The organism is Bacteroides sp. CACC 737 (genome assembly GCF_013874375.1).
Lineage (GTDB): Bacteria > Bacteroidota > Bacteroidia > Bacteroidales > Bacteroidaceae > Bacteroides > Bacteroides uniformis.
On the sequence record NZ_CP059408.1, the window covers coordinates 4,106,729 to 4,130,279 of the forward strand.

Genomic DNA, 23,551 nt, shown 5'->3' on the forward strand with positions numbered 1-23,551 from the left:
ATTTTGAAACATAGGGAGAAGTAATTCCAAGACCGATAACTATGGTTGAAGAATTACTTCTTTTCTTTTAATCCCCCCTACAATAATAATGGATGTACAAGAAGCAACAACATGTCGGTTGCCGGATTTGAAGGAAAGGCATCTGCCTGAAAACTGCCGCGAAGCCGTGAACACGATTTTAAAGGAGACTTACGGCTATGAACAGTTTCGTAATCTTGAGATTTACGATGATTTGTTCAAGGGAAAGGAAAAGCTTTGCATTTCGCAGGGACAGCTGATAGAGAACGTTATACTGGAGGCTGAAGAGGCTTGGAAAGGTGAAACGAAGATAGACAATATATTGTTGACTGCCCCTACCGGTTCCGGAAAATCCATGTTGTTCCAGCTTCCTGCTATCTATCTGGGGAAAGAATATAATCTGCTTACCATCGTGGTCTCCCCTTTGAAGGCGTTGATTGTAGACCAGGTGGAAAGTCTGCAAGAACTGGGGTATATGCGTGTGGCATATGCCTCGTCCGATTTATCGCCGGAACAGAAGATGGAGGTTTATCGGCAGGTGCGTGAGGGGGAGATTGATTTGTTCTATCTCTCGCCGGAATTGTTTCTCTCTTACGACATCAAGCATTTTGTAGGCGAGCGCCGCATCGGTCTGGTGGTGGTCGATGAGGCACATACGGTAACGACGTGGGGGAAGGAGTTCCGTGTGGACTATTGGTTCTTGGGACGTTACTTGAATACTCTGAAACAGACTCTCGGTTATAGTTTCCCGCTGTTTGCATTGACTGCTACGGCTGTCTGGAACCCGAAAGGGGGTAATGACATGATATTCGAGACTATCCGTTCTTTGCAGATGGAGCCTTGTGTGCTTTATGTAGGTACGGTGAAGCGCCGGAATATTGGCTTTGACATCCGTCAGATGGAGATGGAGGACGGGGAGACATACGACAAGGCAAAGCAGCGCGTAGTTGCTGCGCGGGTCGAAAACTTCCTGGACGGTCACAAGACACTGCTCTATTATCCTTTTGCGGGTGGCATCGACATGCGCTTGAAGACGTGGGTGAAGCCGGCAGACTGGCGTCTGGTCGCCTCCTATTATGGCAAGAAGGACAAGGAACAGAAAGCTGCCATTGTGCAGGAGTTCAAGGAAGGAACCAAGAAACTGATTGTGGCTACGAAAGCCTTTGGTATGGGAGTAGATATCAGTGATATAGACCGTGTATATCATGTGGCGCCATCCAGTACGTTTGTCGACTATATTCAGGAGATAGGGCGTGCCGCGCGTGATACGGAGATACAGGGTATTGCCGCTACCGACTACCATGAGCGTGACTTCTATTATATGAAGCGTCTGCATCAGACGGGGAACATTGCCCAGGAACAGCTGGTGCTTATTCTGAGAAAGCTCATGGAAGTGTACCGCATGAAAGGGGAAAAACCGGAAATCATGGTGTCTTTGTCTGATTTCGAGTTTGTGGTGAAACTGCCGCGTACAAAGAACAAGTTGGAGTATGAAGCAGAGTTGGGACAGCTCATCAAGACCGCCTTGCTTTGGCTGGAAGACGATTTGATGCAGCGTTATGGAAGGCATCTGCTTGAAATCAGCCCCAAGAATCTGTTGACTGAAGGATATGTCCAGGACAAGACGGGTGATGTCTTTGCCCGTGAATTCCAAAGCTATCTGACAAAGGTAGAAGGGGAGGACGGGGTTTACGTCGCACGTCTGGAATCGCTTTGGGAAGAGCGTTTCCCGGAGCTTGGCTACAAGGAGTTCAAACAGAAACTGAATAATGGAACGTTGTGGGAGGGAGCCCGTGCCGTGTCTGTAGGCAAGCATGAGGTGCTGTTGAAGGAAGATGCCTCCGTCATCCGTGAACGGATGGATGCCTTGTTCAAGAGCTTGACAACGATGCTGAAAACGGCATTGATAAAGTCGAAAGGACGTTTTGATGAAGAAGAACTGCGGGCTGTCTTTGCCGAGCATGGCATGGACGTGCGCTCTGCCAAACGCTTTATCGGTTCCCTGCTGGAGAGTCGCACGGAGGAAGGCCGCAGTGTAAGCTATATCAGCAGCGTGAAAAAGAAGGATTCCAATGAACTCTCTTTTACGGTGACCAAAGGTTTTGATTTGCTTTTGTCGCGCTATCAAAAACTGTTTAGCCAACGTATAGTGGGCAGTAAGGGAGACCGCCTGCTGTTTTATTGCACTCCTTTCTCGGACTTGAATATGCTGCTTAATCTGCTTTCTATGCTCGACTGCCTTTCGTTCAGTGTGGAGGGTGGCGGTACGCCTTGCGTATTTGTCCGTTTCAATGACCCCGAAACTCTGCAGGAACTTGCGCTTGGCGATGATTACCGCAATCTGATTCTGGACACCAACGAGCAGGTATTCCAGGAACAGATAGATTTATTCTCCTTCTTCTTTGGAACGGATAAACTGACGGATGAACAGCGTTGGGACTTTATCGAGGATTATTTTACGGGAATGGGAGTGGACGACTTGAAGGTGAAGTTTGCGTAAGCTATCGTTCTGTTTTCTGGAATGCCAGCCGTTCGTCCCCATTGGCCAGAAAAATGATGCCGCAATACTGGAAACCATGTTTCTTCAGTATGTATTGCAGGATGCGGTTGTCCCGGTGGGTATCTGCACGTAGGTTGGGGATTTGTTCGTAGCACCATTGCAGGCAGGCATTGGCCACTCCTTTGCTGTGCTCTGTGCTTGCCAGCCGGTGGATGACTCCGTAAGGCTGTGTGTTTTCCAGCCATTCTCCTTCGTGGATATGTGCATATGTAGGGTCGTTTCCACGGATAAAGGCGAAAGTCCCGATGATTTCTCCGGTATCGTCGGTGCATACGTAACTGCTGCCTTGTTCGATGTCTGCCATGACGAGTTCGCGGGAGGGATAGTTACCCGTCCATTGGTGCATGTTGCCATCTTTCCGCATGATGCGCTTGGCCTGCTCAAAGATGTCCATAAGGACTTCCAGTTCTGTGGGTAGTGTCTTTCTGATTTCTATCATAGTTTTTATTTTGTCAGCGTGACATTTTCCTTGATTTATGTTGCAAAGGTAATGTGTTTTGTGATTCATTGTTCTCGTAAATGAACAAATGCTGACATATGTTGTTTCTTTAGGAAGAATTTGCATATATTTGTCCCGTAATATTAAACACAATTGATTATGAAAAAGATTTTTAGTGCTTTCATGATAGCTGTATGCTGTATGCTTATGGCTATGCCTGTCCAGGCCCAACTATTGAAGTGGGGTGTTAAGGGTGGTGTGAATATGACGAAAATAGATTGGGATGGCGGATATAAGGGAAACAAGGATAATTCTACCGGTTTCTTTATTGGTCCGATGGCTGAGTTTACCATTCCCATTGTAGGCTTGGGTGTTGACGGTGCTTTGCTGTTCTCTCAGCGCGGCAAGGACGAGGTGAAGCAAACAGGACTGGAAGTACCCGTAAATCTGAAATATACCATTGGCTTGGGTAGTTTGTTGGGTATTTATGTGGCAGCCGGTCCCGATTTCTTCTTCGATTTTAAGAAAAAAGACTACGTAGACCGTAAGAAGGCTCAAGTGGCACTTAATCTGGGTGCCGGTGTGAAGCTGCTGAAGCATCTCCAGGTTGGAGTGACCTATCAGCTCCCGATGGGCGACTCATTTACATGGAAGAATGCGGGTGATGCCATCGGTGCCAAGAATAAGACTTGGCAGGTGTCTGCGGCGTATCTTTTCTAAATGTAGTAAAACGATTTGTGGAATATAATATAAGAAAGGCTCTCCTACAAAAGGAGGGCCTTTCTTGCGTTTTTGATTACTTTTCTACAATTACATCTACTGGGGCAGGTGCATCATCGTGGAGTGGGGTAGCGGCTTCGCGACTAGGCTGTCTGCCGTCTTTGATGGCGAGTACCCATTCCCCATTTGCTTTTATGGGGTTGAACATGAACCCCATACTACTACCTGGAGTGTCAGAATCTGAACGTGGCGTAAATTCTATTTTGTACTTCACGTCATTATTTCCTTGTGTAGAGAAGCTGAGGTAATCCAATCGATAACGTATTACCGGGAAATACTGGAAACGTTTGATCAGTGCTTCCCGTTGTTGTATCGTTAAGGGTTTGGCTATACCAGCGTCATCAATGGAGTAAAGCATATCAAGAGCCTTGTCAGTCTCTTTAGCTTTTAGAAGATCCTGTACATAATGTAAGAACAACGCTTGAGTCTGTAGCAGTCAAAGTGGCTACAAACTCATCTTCTGCCTCTTTCTGTGTCTTCATCTTCTCTTCGTGTCCTTTTGTTGAACATGCTCCGAGTAGAAAGCTTGCTGAGAGAAGAAGCATAAAAAGGATTTGTTTATTGTTCATTGTTGATATATTTATTAATCATGCATTGTTAAAGAAAAAGGTGCGTCACCTTATTATGACGCACCTTTATTATATTACCGTATTTTAGGATGCGATGAGTTCTTTACAAAATTATCTGTTGGCAATAGTACCATCAACAGCAATGGCAACTTTAGCACTTACTGTACCCCATGTGTATGTGACCTTTACAGGAACCATGGTGGTGAAGTCTTTAGTGTTTTTCTCTCCAAAGTTTTCTACATGATGGATACACAGTAAATCTGCCAATTCAATAGAACCACCATTGTATTGTGCAGGAACAGTATATACGTTTTCGATAGCTTCCTTAGCTGTCTTATACAGTTCAGGCTTACAAGTGCTTTTTGTTACGATTTTGCTGTCATCGGTATACGCAATGGCTTTAAAGCCTTGAATCATCGGCATGATGGCTGCATAGTCAGAAGTAACTGTAGACTTTTCTTCACCTTCTTTTTCGCCATTAATCAATGTTGCTTCCAGAGCTGCGATAGAAATATAGTTGTTTTCACCGAGAGTGCTCAAATTGCCCTTCTTCAAATCCTCTACAGAGAGTTTGTATGTAGCATACATTTTTTCGCCGTCAATGGTTTTACCAGCGTTTTGGAAGATAGGGGTTACCACAGCAGGAGTAGCTGCCAAGAATTTCCACTCAATATCTTTCAGCTTGGCATTCAGCGGGTTCAAGTGATAGTACATTGCGCTGGTTGAAGGCATCCAATAAGTTTTCTTAGTGGCATCTTTCAAAGTAATCCAATTGGTAGCACTTGTACCTTTCTTGATTACATAAGCTACAGTTCTCATCCTTCATGTTACCAAGGGTCAGAGTTTCATCTTTTGTATTCCAAACTGCTGAAAGTGTTTCTTCCGGTAACCATTTCGTAGTTTGTACTTCATATAAAGGATCTTTACCCTTCTCTTCTGTTACTTTCACCCAGTAGCCAGCTTCTGCTTGGCCATGCAACTTACCAGTCTCTTCAGTACCTGGATAGTAATAGATGGTTTTAGCCTCTTTTACAATACTCCAGACAGGAGCATTTGTGCCGTTTGTTCCATTCTTGATAAAATAAGAATCGCCATTGCTTAATTTGATGACAATGCCATCTTCTGTTTTGTCAACGCCGGTAATGATCGACTCCGCGTCAATCTTAGCTTGAAGGTCACTTACCAGCTTTTCTACTGCTGATACGCGATTATCCAAGCTTTCGATGTCGTCATCATAGTCCTTACAAGACGTGAAAGTTCCTGCAGTACCGGCCATTAAGACACTGAACAAGAACATACTTATGTTTATAATTGAAAACTTTAAATTTATAAATTTTAAAAAAATAAAAAGTGAATAATCTCGCATATTTGGTATTACTTTCTCTTATTTTTTTGTTAAAATTTTCCGTTACTTCGCAGGTAACGGAGGAATTTTCCGTGCAAACATAATCGTTTTTCTATAAATGAGCAAATAATAATGCTGTTTTTTTATAATTAATCGAAAAATCTGCATTTAAGCGCACTTTTTTGTTAATGGAATTGTTGTTGCCCAGCTATTAGCGTATTTGTACGTGTGTTCTGTATTACAGAGGAGTTACCCTTATACATATTATAAATAAGAAATGTATAATTAAAATTGAAGATGAAAGAGATTACCTTACAAGAAATGCTGTCAACTATTATTGGAGAGCTTCGGAAAAATGGAAGATGGGGAACAGCCATATTTACCAATCCACATTGAATGTGTTTCCGTATTCAACAACTATCAGAATTTGCATCTGCGCAAACTGAATTCAGTGGTTTTAAAACGTTTTGAAATGTACCTGCGTCAACGGGATTGTAGTTGGAATACCGTTTCCACCTATATGAAAGTCATCCGTTCGGCTTATAACCGAGCTGTAGATTTACGATATGTCCGTTATATTCCCAGGTTGTTTGAACATGTGTATACGGGAACTAAAGCGGACAAGAAAAGAGCATTGGAAGCTTCGGATATAGGAGCTTAGTTTGCGAGACAGAGATGGATTTGTCCAAAAGGATTCCCTCCTCGAGACTTCAAAAAGCAAAAATGCTATTCGTGTTTATGTTTATGATGCGTGGTCTTCCGTTTGTCGATTTGGCTTTTTTGCGTAAGAAAGACTTGCAAGGTAACGTATTATCCTATCGTAGAAGAAAAACTGGTCACACCTTGCGGGTACTTCTGTCCCTGAAGCCTTGCAGTTGGTACGCATGGTGTCCAATAAGGACGAAAACTCACCTTATTTATTTCCAATATTACATAGCAAGGAGGGTACCGAAGCGGCTTATAAAGAGTATCAATCAGCTCTGAGACGTTTTAACTATCAGTTATCAACTTTAAAAACACATTTAAACATGAGTTCACATCTTAGCTCGTATTCGGCAAGACACACATGGGCTACAATGGCATATTATTGCGAGATTCACCCTGGAATTATTTCTGAAGCGATGGGACACTCATCGATAAATGTTACTGAAACCTATCTCAAACCCTTCAACGACAAGAAGATTGATGAGGCAAATGAGAAGGTAATTTCTTTTGTGAAAAGCAATGGAATTTCGGCATAGTTTTTTTGCTTTTTATTGATAGAATAGTCTAAATATGTACTTATTTATTCCTCCCGCAAGAGACTTCTCTTGAAGGGAAGGATCGCCTTGTTTGTTTCTCAGCCACCTTTTCTTATATCAAAGTACTACAAAATAAGACTTTATATTTTCCCCTGTCTTGCAAACCTTTTGAGTCTCTTTCACCTCAATCTTATTTCTTAGTCCTATTATAAGAATTCCACCTATAAGCCCCTCCTTATCTTTATTCATTTAAAATATTATAAACAATTATAGATGTATCGAAACTGTATTAAACATCTTTTTATATAATTGATTAAATATAGATTCCCGTTACCTGCGAAGTAACGGAAAATTTTAACAAAAAAATAAGAGAAAGTAATACCAAATATGCGAGATTATTCACTTTTTATTTTTTTAAATTTATAAATTTAAAGTTTTCAATTATGAACAAAAAGTTTCTAAGTGTGATCCTGTTCAGTGCCTTAATGGCTGGTACTGCAGGAACGTTCACGTCTTGTAAGGACTATGATGATGACATCAAGGACTTGCAGGGACAACTGGACAAGAAAGCTTCACTTGATGAATTGAACTCTAAAGTAAGTGCTTTGGAGACTTCTATCGCTGAAGCCAAAACTGAAGCTTCTAATGCTAAAACAGCAGCACAAGAAGCACTGGACAAAGCTAAAGAAGCATTGGACAAAGCAGGACAAGGTGGATCTTCTTCTGAAGAAATTGCAGCCTTAAAAGCCGCTCTGGAGAAAGCGCAGGCAGACTTGCAGAAGCAAATTGACAAAATGGCCTCATTGGAGACTGTGGACAAGAAAATTGCAGATTTAAAGAAAGAGCTTGAAGGAGGCTTCGTTACAGACGAAAAATTACAAGCTTTGGCTGCAAAGGTTGATGCCCTGACCGCTGAGGTGGTTAAATTGATTGGACACCGTCTGACTAGTCTAGCTCTGATCCCGACTCAGCATATCAACGGTATTGCTGCTATGACTTTTACCACTTTGCAGTATACTCCTCAGAAGTATGAGGCAATGCCTACACATACGTCTGATCCTTCGGGCCACACTAACCGTCCTGTGTTAGACCACAAAGATGCCGGTACAGCCCGTTACATCGCTACTGAGAAGAATAAGGCTTATTTCCATGTAAGCCCGAGTGTAGGTGTTCGTACTCAAGATATCCTGACTCCGTCATTTGACTGCATTAAGTCTGAAAATATAATGACAAAGAATGCTGACGGTACAACAATTACAAACAATAGCCCGATCGAAGTTACAGGTCACAATATTGACAAGGAAGGTGTACTGGAAGTTACATTCAAAAAACATTCTGATTTCTTAGGTCAACAGCTCTCTACCACTAAGGAAGGCAATAAAGAGAAATTCTATATGGCTTCTTTGAAAGCTCCTATTTCTGCAGAAAACTATACAGAAGACGAAGCTAAGGATGTTGAAGCTGGTACTATTGATGGCGTTTATGTAAACTCTGAATATGCTCGTATTGAAGAGCTTATCAAATTGCCGTATTTGGCTAACAGCAGAACTGATTTTGGAAAAACCATAACAGGTGAATTCGCAGACGAAATACAGAATGATGGAAACGGTGATTTCTATGTTCACTATCATGACTCAGTATGTCTGTATGAATCAAATGCAAATGCTTTAGTTGACTATTACCAAGCTTATGACCAACCTCTTGATTTAAAGAAATTGGTAAAAGTTTGTGTTAGTGACAAAGCCAATGATCATGCCGCACATGAGGATTTGGTAGACTACAAGGACTATGGTCTGACATTCCGTTTCCGTCTGGCAGAAGCCGCTTATATTCCTGAAAACGACAATGACAACAAGACTGACCAACAAAAATTTGCAGAAATCGATTCTCCGATGAATGGTAAAATGTCTGCTAAAGTATATGACATCTCTGGATCTGCAACAGCCGTAGGTCGTGAGCCTATTGTTTGCGTAGAATTGATCGACTCTGTAAATGGCAATGCATTGGTTGCTCAACGTTACTTGAAGGTTAAATGGACAATGGAAGGAAAAGAACTGGCAGTTCCGTTCAACCCGGTATTGTTCTCTTGTACAGTTAAGAACCTTGTCGATACAGAAATGATGAATACCATGATTTACGACAAGGCTAAAGAAGGTGGTATGACAAAGAACGAATTCCATGCTATCTATACTGAATTCATTGTAGGTGAGGGAGCTGGTACAGCTGAAGATTTGAAAGATCCGGAAGAAGGCGTTGAGTCTCACAATATTTTGTGGACATTAAACGAAGAAGATCTTGGTGTGTTCTGGCCTGGTCAGCAAGAGAAGACGTTCACGAAGACTGTTATCTACAAAGATCCTAAGGGTATCAATGCTGATATTACCGTTGTAATGACAAGAACTGTCTATATGCCTGCTTTGAATGTATGGGGCCACATGGGTACATACTGGAAAGGTGAAAAGGAATATAAGATATTCAACATCAACCCGATCGTTTATGGAACCAAAGAATCTAATCCGGCATGGAATGTTGTTGACGGTACTAACCCGACATGTAACATCTATACTGACTTGTTGAACGGTTTCTTGGATGACAGAGGTGTGAAACCTACTGCAGGTGCTGCTGGCGCTATCTATTATACAGATAAGAATGTAGCTAATACGAAGTTCTATTATCCTGCTTTTGGTCCGATGCAACCTGACCACACTATGCCTGAAAATGCTAACGGCATTTACTATGCAGAAGAAGGCGTAAGATTCGTATTCGATAAGGCAAGAATCGCCAACTATACTTATATTTGGAACGATGGTACTGAAGTGAAGGCTGAGTTGAGAAACAATGATACAGAATTGTGGATTAAGGGAGAATTAGCAGCAACAATCGTAAATCACAAGGCTAACCTTTTGAACGCAGACGAGCTGACGTACAACATCAAGTTGCAAGAAGCTGTTCCTGATCATGCTGTTACAGATTTCACTAATCAACCGACAGAAGCTGCTAAGGCATTGGTTGGTAAGATGGTTCCCATCAACTTGGTTGCTGATCTCTGCAATAATGCAAAGAATGTAGGCATTGTTAAGCAATACGAAGCAAATATTATTGAGCCGTTGCAAGTTAAGAAGGGCGAAATCGACAACTTCGTTGACGCCAAGAACGAAGGTAGCTCAATTGATGTAACTGGTGCATTCACTTACTACTCTTGGAATGACAACAAGCAGATTGTGGAAAACACAACTGGTCTGCCAAAAGCATTGTATGACTTCTATCAAGTAAGAGAAGCTGTTTGGCCGTTGAAGGCTGGTTCTGACAATATTCTGGATGTTACTAAGATCAAGACTAACTTGAAACTGACTGACGGTAACTTGGAACCAGAAGAAGGTTATACAAATGGTAAGTTGCCTGCAAACATTGAAATCAGATATGAAGAAAAAGATATCGATGGTGACGGTGACAAAGAAAAAGTCTTGACTTATTACAACTATAGCGGTACTCCGGTTAACAAAGCTTATAAGCTGTTTATCCCGGTTGAATACGGTTATAAGTGGAAAACTCTCATCAATGTTTATGAGATTACTGTAGCTCCTAACTCTGGAACTCCTGGTACACGATAAGTAAAGATCGTTAGATACTGATATATTAAAGGGTATTCCTTAATGGGATACCCTTTATTGATTAAATAAAAACAGATGAAGATGAAAAGATTTATTTATTCTTCAATCCTCTTGATGGGTATCTGTGTGTTAGTAGCCTGTACCGGAAAAAGCAGTAGCCATCCCTTTGGCGGCACTTTTTTTACGGAAGAAGGAGTATGCTTTGAACTTAAAGCGGATTCAACCACACTTATCCAGTTTAACGACTCGCTGACTTATGAAGGTACTTGGCAAGTCTGTAAAAGTGCAGATAATTTGGAATATGCTACAATTGAGTTTGCCGGATATCCTGCTTACTATTTCCTGAAAGACGGAAAGCTCTATCGTAGTGAACGGGAAATGCGCAATGACGTATTGGGCAGAAGAATCAATTACCCAAAATGATATAAACTAGATATTCCATACTAGAAACGGCTATTTCCATTTTCCTTCTTAGGAAAACGGAAATAGCCATCTTTGTATATATCGACAAGAAAGAAAGGATTGAAGACTATTAAAAGATTCCTTTTTATCTATATGTTATATCCACCTTCTGAAGAAAGGAGCATCCAGTTCATACTCTTCGTTGCGTATCACATATCTTGTTGCCCAAGCAGCTTTAAACTGCCAAAGGCAGTACTTGGAGAATCAATGCCGACACCTTGTAGAAAAGGAAGACTGGAACCCTCATCTCTACAGCTAAGCCTATCAATACCTTCTTGTCTGTTTCATCCATTGACGGCTGAAATGAAACTTCTATGCCATCTGTCATGGATTGGTTGAAATGGTGGGAATAAAATGAAAGTGAGTGATGAGATACTCCAGACGTTCCATAGGATATTGCTGAAGCATAATCCACAATAATCGTGCGGCAAAGTCGGCAGTGCCTGTTACCAACTGCAGGTTCAACTGGAAAACGGGACGTGACAATCCTTTCGTTACTTTTTGGACGAGGCTGGTCTTGCTGAAACGTCGTGGACTAATAAATATCAGGCGATTTTCACTTGCAAGTATCTCTCTTACTCTTCCCTATTCCGCTACTCTATCCGTAAAGTATTCATCATCTACAATGGTACTGAATTTAAATGGATTATTCATATTGCGATTTTTTTTCAATGCGACTTTTTTCGCAAATATAAGAAATATATTTGGGGGCATTCTGAAAGACTGGCTAAAATGAAAAATACATTATAAGCTTCTGTTTTTCTTCATTTTATTGTATATACTTGTAAGATAAACTCTTTATAAATAAATTGGAAATGAGCAGAAATGAAATTACCTTACAAGAGATGTTCTCCTCAGTCATCGGGGAACTCCGGGAAGGCGGCAGATGGGGGACAGCACACATCTACCAATCAGCGATGAATGCATTCTCGGCATTCACCAAATGGCAACCAATGCCCATGCGCAAGCTGAGCCCGACCGTACTGAAGAGGTTCGAAAACTACCTCAGGCAGAGGAACTGCAGTTGGAACACCGTGTCCACCTACATCAAGACGGTACGCTCGGTGTATCATCGGGCGGTGGACAGAAAGTACATACGGTATGTACCCAGACTGTTCGAGCATGTGTATACCGGCACACGGGCAGACAAGAAGAAGGCGCTCAAGGCATCCGACATCAGCAGCCTGGTAAGGGAGACGGAAAGGAGCCTGCAAGAAGGGACGCTCCCAAACGCACAGCAGAGAACAAGGATTTTCTTCGTACTCATGTTCATGCTCAGGGGCATACCCTTTGTGGACCTGGCGTACCTGCACAAAAGGGACCTGCAGGGGAATGTACTGTCTTACAGAAGGCGGAAGACGGGACGGGCACTGACCGTGTCACTCACACCCGAAGCCATGCAGATGGTCAGGATGGTGGCGGACAGGAACCCCGACTCCCCCTATCTGTTTCCCATCCTGCAAAGCGAGGAAGGTACGGAAGCCGCATACCGGGAATACCAGTCGGCACTCAGGGCATTCAACCAGCGTTTGGCAGTACTCAGGCAGTGTCTGGGAATGCAGTCGGCACTCAGCACCTATGCGGCGAGACATACCTGGGCCACCATGGCTTACCATTGCGAGATACACCCCGGAATCATATCGGAAGCCATGGGGCACTCCTCCATCACGGTGACGGAAACCTATCTGAAGCCTTTCAGCAACAGAAAAATTGACGAGGCCAATCAAAGGGTAATTTCTTTTGTAAGAAGTGGAGTGTGTACAGTGTAAAAGACATTACTTCTTTTGATAGGATAGAATAGATTTGTCGCACATTTTCCGGAATCTTCAAACAGAGTTTTGAGGAACGGAATGGTGTTGTCTTTACGGAGCTCACATCGGTTCTATCAATATGCTGTTATTCAACCTTTTGAGCTGAAAATACATACTCCCATTTTTTGAAGGCCTCATTTCATTACTTTCCCATTGTCACTTTTCTGGATTTCCAATCCTCTTTCCAATATCCCAACGGACAGATTTTTACTATTCTGGACAAGCCCCACCTATTTTCTCCTTATTCCCTGATTATTAACGAAATTAACAAGATTTCATTACCTGCGAAATAACGGAAAAAATCATGTAATCAACAGCTATGTGAAAGGGAATGAAAATGAGAGATTATTCACTTTTTATTTTTTAAATTTATAAATTTAAAGTTTTCAATTATGAACAAAAAGTTTCTAAGTGTGATCCTGTTCAGCGCCTTAATGGTGGGCACTGCAGGAACGTTCACGTCTTGTAAGGACTATGATGACGACATCAAGGACTTGCAGGGACAACTGGACAAGAAAGCTTCACTTGATGAATTGAACTCTAAAGTAAGTACTTTGGAGACTTCTATCGCTGAAGCCAAAACTGAAGCTTCTAATGCTAAAACAGCAGCACAAGAAGCACTGGACAAAGCTAAAGAAGCATTGGATAAAGCAGGACAAGGTGGGGCTTCTTCTGAAGACATTGCAGCCTTGAAGAAAGCTTTGGAGGATGCTGATGCAGCTCTACAGAAGCAAATCGACAAGTTGGCTTCTCTGGATGCTGTAGACAAAAAGATTGCAGATCTGAAGGCAGAATTACAGAAAGATTTCATCTCCGATGCAGATTTGAAGGAACTCGCAACTAAGGTTGAAAAATTGAGCGTAGAAGTGATGACCTTGATTGGTCATCGTTTGACAAGCCTCACACTGATTCCGACTACACACATCAATGGTATCCCTTCTATTGAATTACTGTCATTGCAGTATACTCCGCAGGTTTATGCCGCTGTAACAGATCATCAGAATGATGTGGTACCGGGAAATCATCCCCGTACGCCTATGGTAGACCATAAAGCTGTAGCTAATGCCAAAACTCTTAATATTTCTACAGAAAAGAATGAGGTAAGCTATAAGATGAGTCCAAGCATCGGTGTGTTGAAAGATGATATTAAACTTCCGTTGTTCGAAGGTATCAAATCTCAAAATGTAACTAAGTCTACTCCGGAAATTCTGGAGAATGCCCCTCTCGAAGTTGTTGATTATACTGTTGATGGCGGTGTTTTGACAGTACAATATAAGAAGAATAAAGAATATCTGAACGAAAATATCGGTACATCAGGTGAAGCACACGGAGCAGATAAGCTTGAGACATTCTGGATGGCTTCCTTGAAAGCTCCTATTGCTGACAAGAACCTGACTGATGACGAAAAGAAGGCTGGTGAAGAAGTATATGTAAGTTCTGAATACAGCCGTATCGAAGAATCTACAGTATTCCCTTATCTGGCTAACAAGAAGATTGACTTTAACCAAGCTATCACTGGTAACTTTGCTGATGAAACACAAGATGGTAAGTATGTACACTATCATGACTCTATCTGCTTGTACAAATCAGGTAATGATGTATTGGTTGATGTTAAACAAGCATATGACGAACCGCTTGATTTGAGAACATTGGTAACAGTATGCTATACTTATGCAGAAGACGAACATGGTAGCCACAAGGAATTGAGCAACTACCCCGACTATGGTCTGGAGTTCCGTTTTGCTTTGGCAAAAGCCAAATATCTACAGGGTGACCGCAAGACAGACGAGCAGGAATTCGGCCGTATCTTGTCTGATGGTTATACTCTGAAGTCTGAAGTTTATGACGTAGAGTTGGGAGACAACGAATATTCCAAAACTTCTATCGGTCGTGAGCCTATCATTCGCGCAGAGTTGTGGGATAAGAATAACGGTAACATGATTGCAGTTCGTTACATCAAGATTCGTTGGACTGGTGAAAAGGATCAGACTATTGCTGCCATCACATTCCCGAACGACACTGTAACTTGTCATGACATGTTCCAGCAGCTGTTCTCTAAGGAAATGAATGAGAAGATTTACCACATGGTTAAGTTCGATGGTGGACAGAGTATGAGTAAGACTCAGTTCCATAGCATCTATAAGGACATCGAAATCCTTGAACTTAGAAAAGATGGTAAGAAGATTGAACTCAGCACAAATTGGTCTACCAATGCTGAGAAAGACTGGGAAGAAGGAGCAAATAAAGTTGGCAAAGACGGTGGTGAAGCCATCAAGAATACTAGAGATCTTGTATTCGGTTTCTTGCAGGATGCTGAAGACAATACTTCTTTCAACTTGGTTTGGGCTATGAATCCGAAGACTGTTGGTACATTGGCTTACAATGCAGCAAACAAAACTTATGCTTCTACATTTGAAATTGATGTTAAGTACGTTGACGGAACTGGTTTGAATGGTGACATCAAGCAGACATTCAAGCAGACAATTGTTGTTCCTGCACAGAAGTTTGCATACCAAGGTACTTTCTGGAAGAATGGTAAGGGCGAAGGTGTCTTCAATGTGAATCCGATTGTTTACACTACTGCAAATGACGGTGGAACACAGAAAGACCCGCATGTATATCCGGGTACTCCTGACGGTTGTGAGCTGAAAGACTATAGCCACATCGAAGCTGACTTGGTTAATGGCTTTGTATATGAACCGACCAAAGAAAAACCAGCCAACTTGGCCCAATTCATCCAGTATATTCGTGAGTGTGCAGAGGTTAAGTTTATCTTTGACGAAACACGTATGAAAGACCTGACTACTTATCCGCATTTGAAAGACTTTGTCACAAGCGATGACCAAACTCAATTGTGGTATAAGACTAAAGGTACAGCAAAAGACGAAGTCGTAAGTGACAACAGCAACATCGGTAGAACGGATGCAGGAATTAATGATTATAAACAATCTAACGATTTGGCTGCCACTATCAATAACCTGATGGGTGCTGATGCTACAGAAAACAAAAAGAACTTGCCTTGGAATTATGATGAAAAATTAGGTAATAGCGTAAATGAATGCTCCAGTATCATCCGTCTCCACGAAAAAGATGACTTGAACGGTACTGATGCCGCCCTCAAGTTGATTGGCAAGGAAGTTCCTGTACAGCTAGTTGTTGCATACAATGAGTTCAATGTTATTCCAGTTCAAGAATTTGAGGTACACTTCATCAACCCGTTGACTATTGACGGTTCTATCAGCGACAACTTCGTTGATGCTGAAATTGACGGTAGCTTCTTGAGCGTTGCCAAGAACTTCACATTCACTGACTGGAATAATAAACCGGTAGCTGCTGCTGTAGCTGACAAGGCCACTGGTGATGAAGTTTATGCACATGCTTTGTATGACTACTATGCCGTACGTGAGGTCAAGTTCTTGACTGATAAGACCACTACCAGCTTGGCTTGGAATGCTGCAACCAACACTTATGAGCACAAGGAGGGTACTACTGACGGTAAATTGCCGACCAATGCTTCATTGAAGATGATGAATTGGGATGAGTCTACAGACAAGTCAACAGCTAAACCTGTCGATGCTGACCCGACTCACTTGGCATACTTCAACAACCATGGTACACCGGTTAACGTTGACTACAATATGTTCTTGACAGTAAATGTCAACTACAAGTGGGGTGTATTGAGCAAGGATAACCTGAAAGTCATCGTTAAGAAGGCTGCCGGTACACCGAGTGCCAAATAATTAAGAAGAGATTCTTGATATAATTTAATAAAAGGGACGTCCTCTTGCAGGACGTCCTTTTTTTCAATCTTTCATTTATAAATATCAGATATGAAGAAAATACTATTCATTTTGACCGTGTCAGTTTCACTCATCTGCTTTTCTTCATGTAAGAAGTCAGCAGCTACACATCCTTTTCCAGGCAAATTCATCACTGAAACCGGTATCCAATTCAACCTTCGATCCGACTCCACCACCTTGATTCAATATGATGATTCCAGCTCTTACGAGGGTACATGGAGAGCCTATAATCAAGGAGACACACTAAAGTATGCCACTATTGAGTTTGCCGGTTACTTTAACTATTATTATCTGCGTAATGGTAAACTCTATCGCAATGAACATAATATGATACGTCAAGTTCTTGGTGAAGAAATTGAATATCAAGATTAAAACAGAAAATGGCTATTGCTATTCCTCTATTCTTTGGATGAGGAAAAGAATAGCCATTTCATATGATAGTTAACCACACACTTCTATTAATAATCATTTTATGATTATCATCTAATGATTATTGTGATATTTTCTATATATTTGCGTGTAAACTCAATAATCATATGAAAAATCCATTTGTTACGAACGGCTATGTGTCACCAGAATATTTCTGTGACAGAGAGAAAGAAACGGCTAAAATCGTCTCACTTTTGACGAATGAGAATAACATAGCCTTGATTTCCCCACGCAGATTAGGCAAAACAGACTTGTTGCGGCATTGTTTTGGACAGCCGGAAATCAAGGAGCATTATCACACTTTTATCATCGACATCTATGCCACAAGCTCTGTACGCGATTTTGTGAATGTTTTCGGCAAGGCTGTACTGGATGAATTACGTCCAAAAGGTAAATCCGTATGGAGTACCTTCCTGAATGTCCTGGCCTCTCTTCGCTCCGAAATAACATTCGACATGAATGGGCAGCCTACGTGGGGAATCGGTCTGGGAGCTATAACCAATCCCTCTGCAACATTGGATGAGATATTCTCCTATCTGAACAATGCCGGAAAACCATGCCTAATCGCCATCGATGAATTCCAGCAAATAACCAAATATGCAGACGATCCCAACATAGAAGCGGCATTACGGACACATATACAACGCTGTTCCAATGCCCACTTTGTCTTCTCCGGGTCCCATAGGCATCTGATGGGGGCAATGTTTACTTCTCCGACACGTCCATTCTATCAATCAGTTACATTGATAAACCTGCCTCCCATTTCTGTTGATAAATACGCGGAGTTCTGCCTTAAGCACTTTGAGCGGGCAAGCAAACTCTTAGATACATTGGTAGTAACAGAGTTATATGAACGCTTCAATGGTATAACTTCGTATATGCAGAAGGTTATGAACATTTTATTTTCCATGACCGGAACTGGAGAAATATGTATTCCCTCAATGATAGATACTGCCATTAACGACCTTCTAGACTTTTCTGCCGACACCTATGATGCCTTATTATATCAGATGCCCGAAAAGCAGCGTATTGTATTTATGGCAATAGCAGCAGAGGGAAAAGCTAAGGCTATCTCAAGTGGTGGCTTTGTACGTAAATACAAGTTGCAATCTGCAAGTTCTGTCTCTTCAGCTGTAAAAGGACTGCTAGAAAAAGACTTTATTACGTATGATAAAGGTATTTACCAGGTATATGATCAGTTCTTCCAACTTTGGTTGCAAAGGAACAAGCTTTAATGGTTTCTTTCTTGAATCTTATATTCATTCAATTTATTTGTAATTGCAGGGCAAACCATTTATAAATAATTTAGAAATGAGCAGAAATGAAATTACCTTACAAGAGATGTTCTCCTCAGTCATCGGGGAACTCCGGGAAAGCGGCAGGTGGGGGACGGCACACATCTACCAGTCAACGGTGAATGCATTCTCGGCATTCACCAAATGGCAACCGATGTCCATGTGCAAACTGAGCCCGACCGTACTGAAGAGATTCGAAAACTTCCTCAGGCAGAGGAATTGTAGTTGGAATACGGTATCCACCTATATTAAAGCAATACGTTCGGTTTACAACCAGGCGGTGGACAGAAAGCTGGTGCGATATGTACCCAGGCTGTTTGAGCATGTGTATACCGGCACACGGGCAGATAGGAAAAAGGCGCTCGAAGCTTTTGACATAGGCTCTTTGGTGCGGGAGACGGAGATGAGCCTGCAGACCGATAATTCTCCCAACACCCGACAGAAAACAAAAATTTTCTTTGTACTGATGTTTATGCTAAGAGGGATTCCTTTTGTGGACCTCGCCTATTTGCATAAGAGGGATTTACAAGGAAACACCTTGTCTTATAGGCGCAGGAAGACGGGACGGGCACTAACCGTGTCACTCACACCCGAAGCCATGCAGATGGTCAGGATGGTGGCGGACAGGAACCCCGACTCCCCCTATCTGTTTCCCATCCTGCAGAGCGAGGAAGGTACGGAAGCCGCATACCGGGAATACCAGTCGGCACTCAGGGCATTCAACCAGCGTTTGGCAGTACTCAGGCAGTGTCTGGGAATGCAGTCGGCACTCAGCACCTATGCGGCGAGACATACCTGGGCCACAATGGCTTACCATTGCGAGATACACCCCGGAATCATATCGGAAGCCATGGGGCACTCCTCCATCACGGTGACGGAAACCTATCTGAAGCCTTTCAGCAACAGAAAAATTGACGAGGCCAATCAAAGGGTAATTTCTTTTGTAAGAAGTGGAGTGTGTACGGTGTAAAAGACGTTACTTCTTTTGATAGGATAGAATAGATTTGTCGCACATTTTCCGGAATCTTCAAACAGAGTTTTGAGGAACGGAATGGTGTTGTCTTTACGGAGCTCACATCGGTTCTATCAATATGCTGTTATTCAACCTTTTGAGCTGAAAATACACACTTCCATTTTTTGAAGGCCTCATTTCATTACTTTCCCATTGTCACTTTTCTGGACTTCCAATCCTCTTTCCAATATCCCAACGAACAGATTTTTACTATTCCAAACAAAACCGGTCTATTTTCTCCTTATTCCCTGATTATTAATGAAATTAACAAGATTTCATTACCTGCGAAGTAACGGAAAATCATATAACAAAACGGATATAGGAATGGAATATAAAATGAGAGATTATTCACTTTTTTATTTTTTAAATTTATAAATTTAAAGTTTTCAATTATGAACAAGAAGTTTCTAAGTGTGATCCTGTTCAGTGCCTTAATGGTTGGTACTGCAGGAACTTTCACGTCTTGTAAGGACTATGATGATGACATTGATCAGATCAACAATGAGTTGACTGGTATCAAGGCTTCAATCAGCGACTTACAGGCAAAAGTGGGCGATGGTAAGTTTGTTACCAACGTTGTGAAAAATGGTGATGGTATTACAATCACTTGGAGTGATAATACTACTAGCACCATTGGAACCATTAAAGGCGATAAAGGGGATAAGGGTGATGCTGCTACAATCACCATCGATCCAGTTACTAAAAATTTCATCATCAACAACGAAGATACCGGTATTTGCTCTGAAGGTAAGAATGGAGTAAACGGCATCAATGCTAAAGCTCCTTCTATCAGTAAGGAAACCGGTAATTGGGTGACTTACGAATGGGATGCTGAAAAGAATGACTATGTCGGCACTGATACTGGCATTTCTGCCATGGGAGCAAGTACTTATGTCGTAGATAAGACCAGCTATTGGGAACTGCACGTTGCAACAAGTGAAAATGGTGAAGGCGAACCTGCTGTCATCAAATTACCCAAAGCCGCATCTATTACAAGCTTGAAAGCGGTTTCTATTAATGACGGTAAGATTGAAGCTGCTAATGTTACAATGAGCTATGGTAAGGCATTGGGTGCTGATGTGAAATTTAATAATGTAACATATAAGAAAGACGCTATTTTGCTTTCACAGACTAGTACATTAAGTGCTATTGTAAATCCTCAGGATGCCGATGCCACTAAATATGCTTATGTTTTGTCCGATTCAAAAGGTAATATGCCTTTCAAGGTGACTAATCCGGTAGCTAACATGACTGAAGATGCATTGACTCGTGCAGCTTCAGTGAACAAGGGTGTATTCGATATGACTGTAGAGTATCTTTCTACAGCAAATTGTGGTAAATCTGCAGGAACTTATGCTTTAACGACTGAAACTGCCGATGGTTTGGTCGCTTCCACATATGATGTAAAAGTGACAGAAAAGGCTGTTGGTGCAATTTCTGTAACTAGCCTGAAAGCTCTTTCTGTTGACATCAATAAGGAACTTGATTTAATCGGATGCTTCAAAAATACTGCTGTTGCTACTGTTGATGGTACTGCTGTTGCCGATTTGACTCCTTATATCGTTGATTACTATTTTGAAATTGCCGATAAGACTGCTGCAGCAAATCTTGGTGCAACTATATCTGGAAATACGATTAAGGCTGAAAAGGCTGGTAGTCTTAATATTAAAGTAAATTATCTGTTAGTAAATGGAACTGTTGCAGAAGCTGCAACTGCCAAGACTATTACAGTAACCTTTAAATATGTTGCTCCTTCAACAACTTTAGGTGATGTAGAATGGACAGTAAATAAAACTAATGCTGATTTCTTCTTGCCATTGGGTGATATTCAAGCAGCTTTGGCTGGTTCAACTGACACTGACCTGCCTTCTGTTGTAAAGGTTGGAAGCATTACTTGGGCAGACGGCAAGGCTCTTACTGAAAAGACAATCACAGTAAACGGTGTGAAATATGGTAAGGATGGAACTGCATTCGATGAAAGCTGGATTACAACAATTGATGCAAGCACTCTTTATGTTAAAAACAGTGCAGGTCAATATGTTTCAGCGGCTGGCTCTAAGATTCAGACCCCGTTGTACATCAAGTTCAGTTTCGATTACACTAAAGCATTCCCAGCAGAAGAAAGCTATCAAATTGTATTGGGCTTGAAGAAGAAGGGAGCCACAGTAAACGCCTTTGAAATTCCTGTTAAGGTTACTATCAAGTCTCCGGCTGAGTCAGCTGTAACTCCGTTCAGCAGACTGTCTGCTTACTTCGTTGGTGACAACGCTGTAGCTTACGGTTCAGCAGATGGTACAGATGTTACTTATAACTTGTTCAAGCTGTACAAAGACATGGGTGCTGAAAAGACCAATGTAGCGTTTACTGAAACGCTTCACGAAATTGATGGACACACTTGTACACCATGGATTACAACAACCGGTGTTGCTGGTGATATCAGCGTTGAGGTATACGACAATGCTGCGGATGCAGACAACAGAGACAACGTTTACTCAACTCGTGAAATCCAGGCTGCTTATACTGTATTCGGCAACGTTCACATCGCTAAGATTGTAGATAAATTCAACTTGACAGTTAAGTCTGAAATCAAGGAAGGTGCCTTGGAAGCTACTGCAGCTGCAAATGCTTCTGGCAATGGTGTTAGTCCTATCAAGGTTAGCTTGAAGAACATCACTGCTAAGGATGTTTACGGAGAGGCTTATAACTTGACTCAGATGTATAAGAAATCAGGTGCTAATTATGTAGAGGATACAACTGAGCCTATGGATAGTAGAATCCAAAGCGTGAGAGTTGTTTTGGCTGATGACAATGCCAAAGAATATCTGGCTATTGAAGACCATGGTGGAAATCAGTTTGCTCCGACTGAGACTGACGCTTACTCTTACTTCTCAGTAGTGAAGAAGAGCGCAGAAACTGCATTGCAGAACGATGTTCCATGTAAGGTTTCTCTCGTTGTACTTGATAAGTGGGGTGCTACCACAACCACTACTGTAACAATTACTTTGAAGAAGTAAGATATATAGTACATAGATAGACTTGAGGGTATTCCGATAAAACGGAATACCCTCTTTTTTTCTCCAGAAATTTATTTTCCATCACTTTGCTTCCACACTTCCACCCACCTCCTGCATCCCCCTATCCATCGGCATTTGAGCTGCTGTGGAAGCAACCAAAAAAGGTGGAAGCAAAATCTGCTTCCACCTACTCAAAACGCTATAGTTTTACCGTAACCTACTCGTCTCTACCATAATACCCCGTGCAAGGTACATAAATCGGTTGGTTGAGTTTTCCTGCATTCTCGAGTTTGCCTTCGCTGCGAAGCAGGCGAATATGAAGCTGTGCCGTAGAGCGCATCATTCCGCAGAGGCTCTGAAAATCACTGCGCGTAAGGAACTGATGCGTAGAGAAGTAGCTCGTCAGCCGCCTGTCAATCTCCTTGTCACTCAGTTTTTGGGAATGCTCATTCAGCCCCAGTGGTTTAGCTTTGATAGCGCCTATCTCATTCTTCAGTACCTGGTCGGCACGAAACTTGATGCCCTTCAGCTTAATCTTGGTGGTTTTACGTTTGGTCGCAGCGGTCACCGGCTCCGTGCTAGTCAGTACGGGATGAAAGTAACCGATACCGTCCAGATGCACCTGCCGCCCCTCGGCAAGGTCTTCCCCCATGACGTGCGACAAGGCATCCAGCACCGCCGAAACATCAGTCTTCGTCAACGAACAGCGTTCCTGAATCCGACGTCTCAGTTCGGCAGTACTGGTAGAGCCGTTCAAGCGGATGCGCGGATGAAGTATCTTTTCTTCCCGCTGTTTGTCTTTAGGTTCCGGGAGCTCATACCAATCGAATAAAATTGCCATAGTTCAATGTCTTTTAAGTTGTTGTACAATACGTTCGCGCCCTATGCGGAATAGGTGCGGGTTACGTACTTCATCCGTAAAAGCTTTGGGGATAGAAACGCCTAACGACCATGAACAGCTCTGCTTACGGTCGTCAAGCGATTGCTTCATGGCCGTAAGCAGAGCTGTTCATGGTCGTTAGGCGTCATCTATTCCCTATACAAAAGTAGACAAACAAAGGGAGAAAAACAAAGGAATGCCTATGTTTTAAAAAAGAAATCCAAAGGTTTCCGATACCACGCTGTATAGTTTGTGGAAGCAGGGATTTATTTAATAATTATTCTA

Annotated in this window: 19 protein-coding genes and 1 pseudogene; 11 read left to right on the forward strand and 9 right to left on the reverse strand. The window is 42.1% G+C overall.

The genetic code is table 11. The annotated features are described in order from the left end of the window. Nucleotides 1-88: 88 nt before the first annotated feature. Complete coding sequence (locus H1A11_RS16955) at nucleotides 89-2,518, forward strand: DEAD/DEAH box helicase (protein ID WP_181757487.1); 2,430 nt, start codon at nucleotides 89-91, stop codon at nucleotides 2,516-2,518. A 1-nt stretch (nucleotide 2,519) separates the two neighbouring features. Here H1A11_RS16955 and H1A11_RS16960 read toward each other — a convergent pair whose 3' ends face one another. Further along, nucleotides 2,520-3,017, reverse strand: coding sequence for a GNAT family N-acetyltransferase (locus H1A11_RS16960; RefSeq protein ID WP_181757488.1), 498 nt, complete (start codon nucleotides 3,015-3,017; stop codon nucleotides 2,520-2,522). A gap of 159 nt (nucleotides 3,018-3,176) precedes the next feature. On the opposite strand from H1A11_RS16960, the gene H1A11_RS16965 reads away from it, so the two are divergent. Then, entirely contained in the window at nucleotides 3,177-3,737 is a 561-nt protein-coding gene (locus tag H1A11_RS16965; protein ID WP_181757489.1) for a porin family protein, read from the forward strand. A 76-nt stretch (nucleotides 3,738-3,813) separates the two neighbouring features. Here the strand turns inward: H1A11_RS16965 and H1A11_RS19290 are convergent, their stop codons facing one another. The 4 genes from H1A11_RS19290 to H1A11_RS19305 form a co-directional block, all read right to left on the reverse strand. Beyond that, complete coding sequence (locus H1A11_RS19290) at nucleotides 3,814-4,050, reverse strand: hypothetical protein (protein ID WP_255461469.1); 237 nt, start codon at nucleotides 4,048-4,050, stop codon at nucleotides 3,814-3,816. 127 nt (nucleotides 4,051-4,177) lie between these two features. Beyond that, a complete protein-coding gene (locus tag H1A11_RS19295; protein WP_255461470.1) occupies nucleotides 4,178-4,366 on the reverse strand; it encodes a hypothetical protein in 189 nt (62 codons plus the stop codon). A 111-nt stretch (nucleotides 4,367-4,477) separates the two neighbouring features. Continuing rightward, nucleotides 4,478-5,185, reverse strand: a complete 708-nt coding sequence (locus tag H1A11_RS19300) for a hypothetical protein (RefSeq protein WP_226791296.1) — start codon at nucleotides 5,183-5,185, stop codon at nucleotides 4,478-4,480. Next, nucleotides 5,112-5,732 carry a PL29 family lyase N-terminal domain-containing protein gene (locus H1A11_RS19305; RefSeq protein WP_255461471.1) on the reverse strand — a complete coding sequence of 207 codons (621 nt, stop codon included), beginning with the start codon at nucleotides 5,730-5,732 and terminating at the stop codon, nucleotides 5,112-5,114. The genes H1A11_RS19300 and H1A11_RS19305 overlap by 74 nt, the downstream gene beginning before the upstream one ends. A 276-nt stretch (nucleotides 5,733-6,008) precedes the next feature. On the opposite strand from H1A11_RS19305, the pseudogene H1A11_RS16980 reads away from it, so the two are divergent. The 3 genes and pseudogenes from H1A11_RS16980 to H1A11_RS16990 all read left to right on the forward strand — a co-directional run bounded on the left by H1A11_RS16980 (nucleotide 6,009) and on the right by H1A11_RS16990 (nucleotide 10,986). Next, nucleotides 6,009-6,952, forward strand: a pseudogene (locus H1A11_RS16980) (tyrosine-type recombinase/integrase). A gap of 443 nt (nucleotides 6,953-7,395) precedes the next feature. Continuing rightward, entirely contained in the window at nucleotides 7,396-10,563 is a 3,168-nt protein-coding gene (locus H1A11_RS16985; protein WP_181757490.1) for a hypothetical protein, read from the forward strand. Between the two features lie 81 nt (nucleotides 10,564-10,644). Continuing rightward, nucleotides 10,645-10,986 carry a hypothetical protein gene (locus tag H1A11_RS16990; RefSeq protein WP_181757491.1) on the forward strand — a complete coding sequence of 114 codons (342 nt, stop codon included), beginning with the start codon at nucleotides 10,645-10,647 and terminating at the stop codon, nucleotides 10,984-10,986. Between the two features lie 214 nt (nucleotides 10,987-11,200). Here the strand turns inward: H1A11_RS16990 and H1A11_RS16995 are convergent, their stop codons facing one another. Both H1A11_RS16995 and H1A11_RS17000 read right to left on the reverse strand, forming a co-directional pair. Continuing rightward, on the reverse strand, nucleotides 11,201-11,353 hold the full coding sequence (locus H1A11_RS16995; RefSeq protein WP_158562867.1) for a hypothetical protein: 153 nt from the start codon (nucleotides 11,351-11,353) through the stop codon (nucleotides 11,201-11,203). Further along, complete coding sequence (locus H1A11_RS17000) at nucleotides 11,350-11,511, reverse strand: hypothetical protein (RefSeq protein WP_005825763.1); 162 nt, start codon at nucleotides 11,509-11,511, stop codon at nucleotides 11,350-11,352. Before H1A11_RS17000 ends, H1A11_RS16995 begins: the two co-directional genes overlap by 4 nt. A gap of 329 nt (nucleotides 11,512-11,840) precedes the next feature. Here H1A11_RS17000 and H1A11_RS17005 point away from each other — a divergent pair, with 329 nt between their 5' ends. The 6 genes from H1A11_RS17005 to H1A11_RS17030 all read left to right on the forward strand — a co-directional run bounded on the left by H1A11_RS17005 (nucleotide 11,841) and on the right by H1A11_RS17030 (nucleotide 22,386). Further along, entirely contained in the window at nucleotides 11,841-12,794 is a 954-nt protein-coding gene (locus H1A11_RS17005; protein ID WP_181757492.1) for a site-specific integrase, read from the forward strand. Nucleotides 12,795-13,228: 434 nt separating this feature from the next. Next, entirely contained in the window at nucleotides 13,229-16,576 is a 3,348-nt protein-coding gene (locus H1A11_RS17010; RefSeq protein WP_181757493.1) for a PspA/IM30 family protein, read from the forward strand. A gap of 90 nt (nucleotides 16,577-16,666) precedes the next feature. Beyond that, nucleotides 16,667-17,008, forward strand: coding sequence for a hypothetical protein (locus H1A11_RS17015; RefSeq protein ID WP_117601698.1), 342 nt, complete (start codon nucleotides 16,667-16,669; stop codon nucleotides 17,006-17,008). Between the two features lie 164 nt (nucleotides 17,009-17,172). Next, entirely contained in the window at nucleotides 17,173-18,300 is a 1,128-nt protein-coding gene (locus tag H1A11_RS17020; RefSeq protein WP_117601697.1) for an ATP-binding protein, read from the forward strand. 76 nt (nucleotides 18,301-18,376) lie between these two features. Then, on the forward strand, nucleotides 18,377-19,330 hold the full coding sequence (locus tag H1A11_RS17025; RefSeq protein ID WP_117964239.1) for a site-specific integrase: 954 nt from the start codon (nucleotides 18,377-18,379) through the stop codon (nucleotides 19,328-19,330). 434 nt (nucleotides 19,331-19,764) lie between these two features. Beyond that, nucleotides 19,765-22,386 (forward strand): hypothetical protein, encoded by a 2,622-nt coding sequence (locus H1A11_RS17030; protein ID WP_181757494.1) that lies wholly within the window; start codon nucleotides 19,765-19,767, stop codon nucleotides 22,384-22,386. Nucleotides 22,387-22,603: 217 nt separating this feature from the next. Here H1A11_RS17030 and H1A11_RS17035 read toward each other — a convergent pair whose 3' ends face one another. Beyond that, nucleotides 22,604-23,227, reverse strand: coding sequence for an HU family DNA-binding protein (locus tag H1A11_RS17035; RefSeq protein ID WP_117967131.1), 624 nt, complete (start codon nucleotides 23,225-23,227; stop codon nucleotides 22,604-22,606). A 3-nt stretch (nucleotides 23,228-23,230) separates the two neighbouring features. After that, the gene (locus H1A11_RS17040; RefSeq protein WP_165491377.1) at nucleotides 23,231-23,377 is read right to left on the reverse strand and encodes a hypothetical protein; all 147 of its coding nucleotides are present in this window, start codon (nucleotides 23,375-23,377) and stop codon (nucleotides 23,231-23,233) included. Between the last annotated feature and the right edge of the window lie 174 nt (nucleotides 23,378-23,551).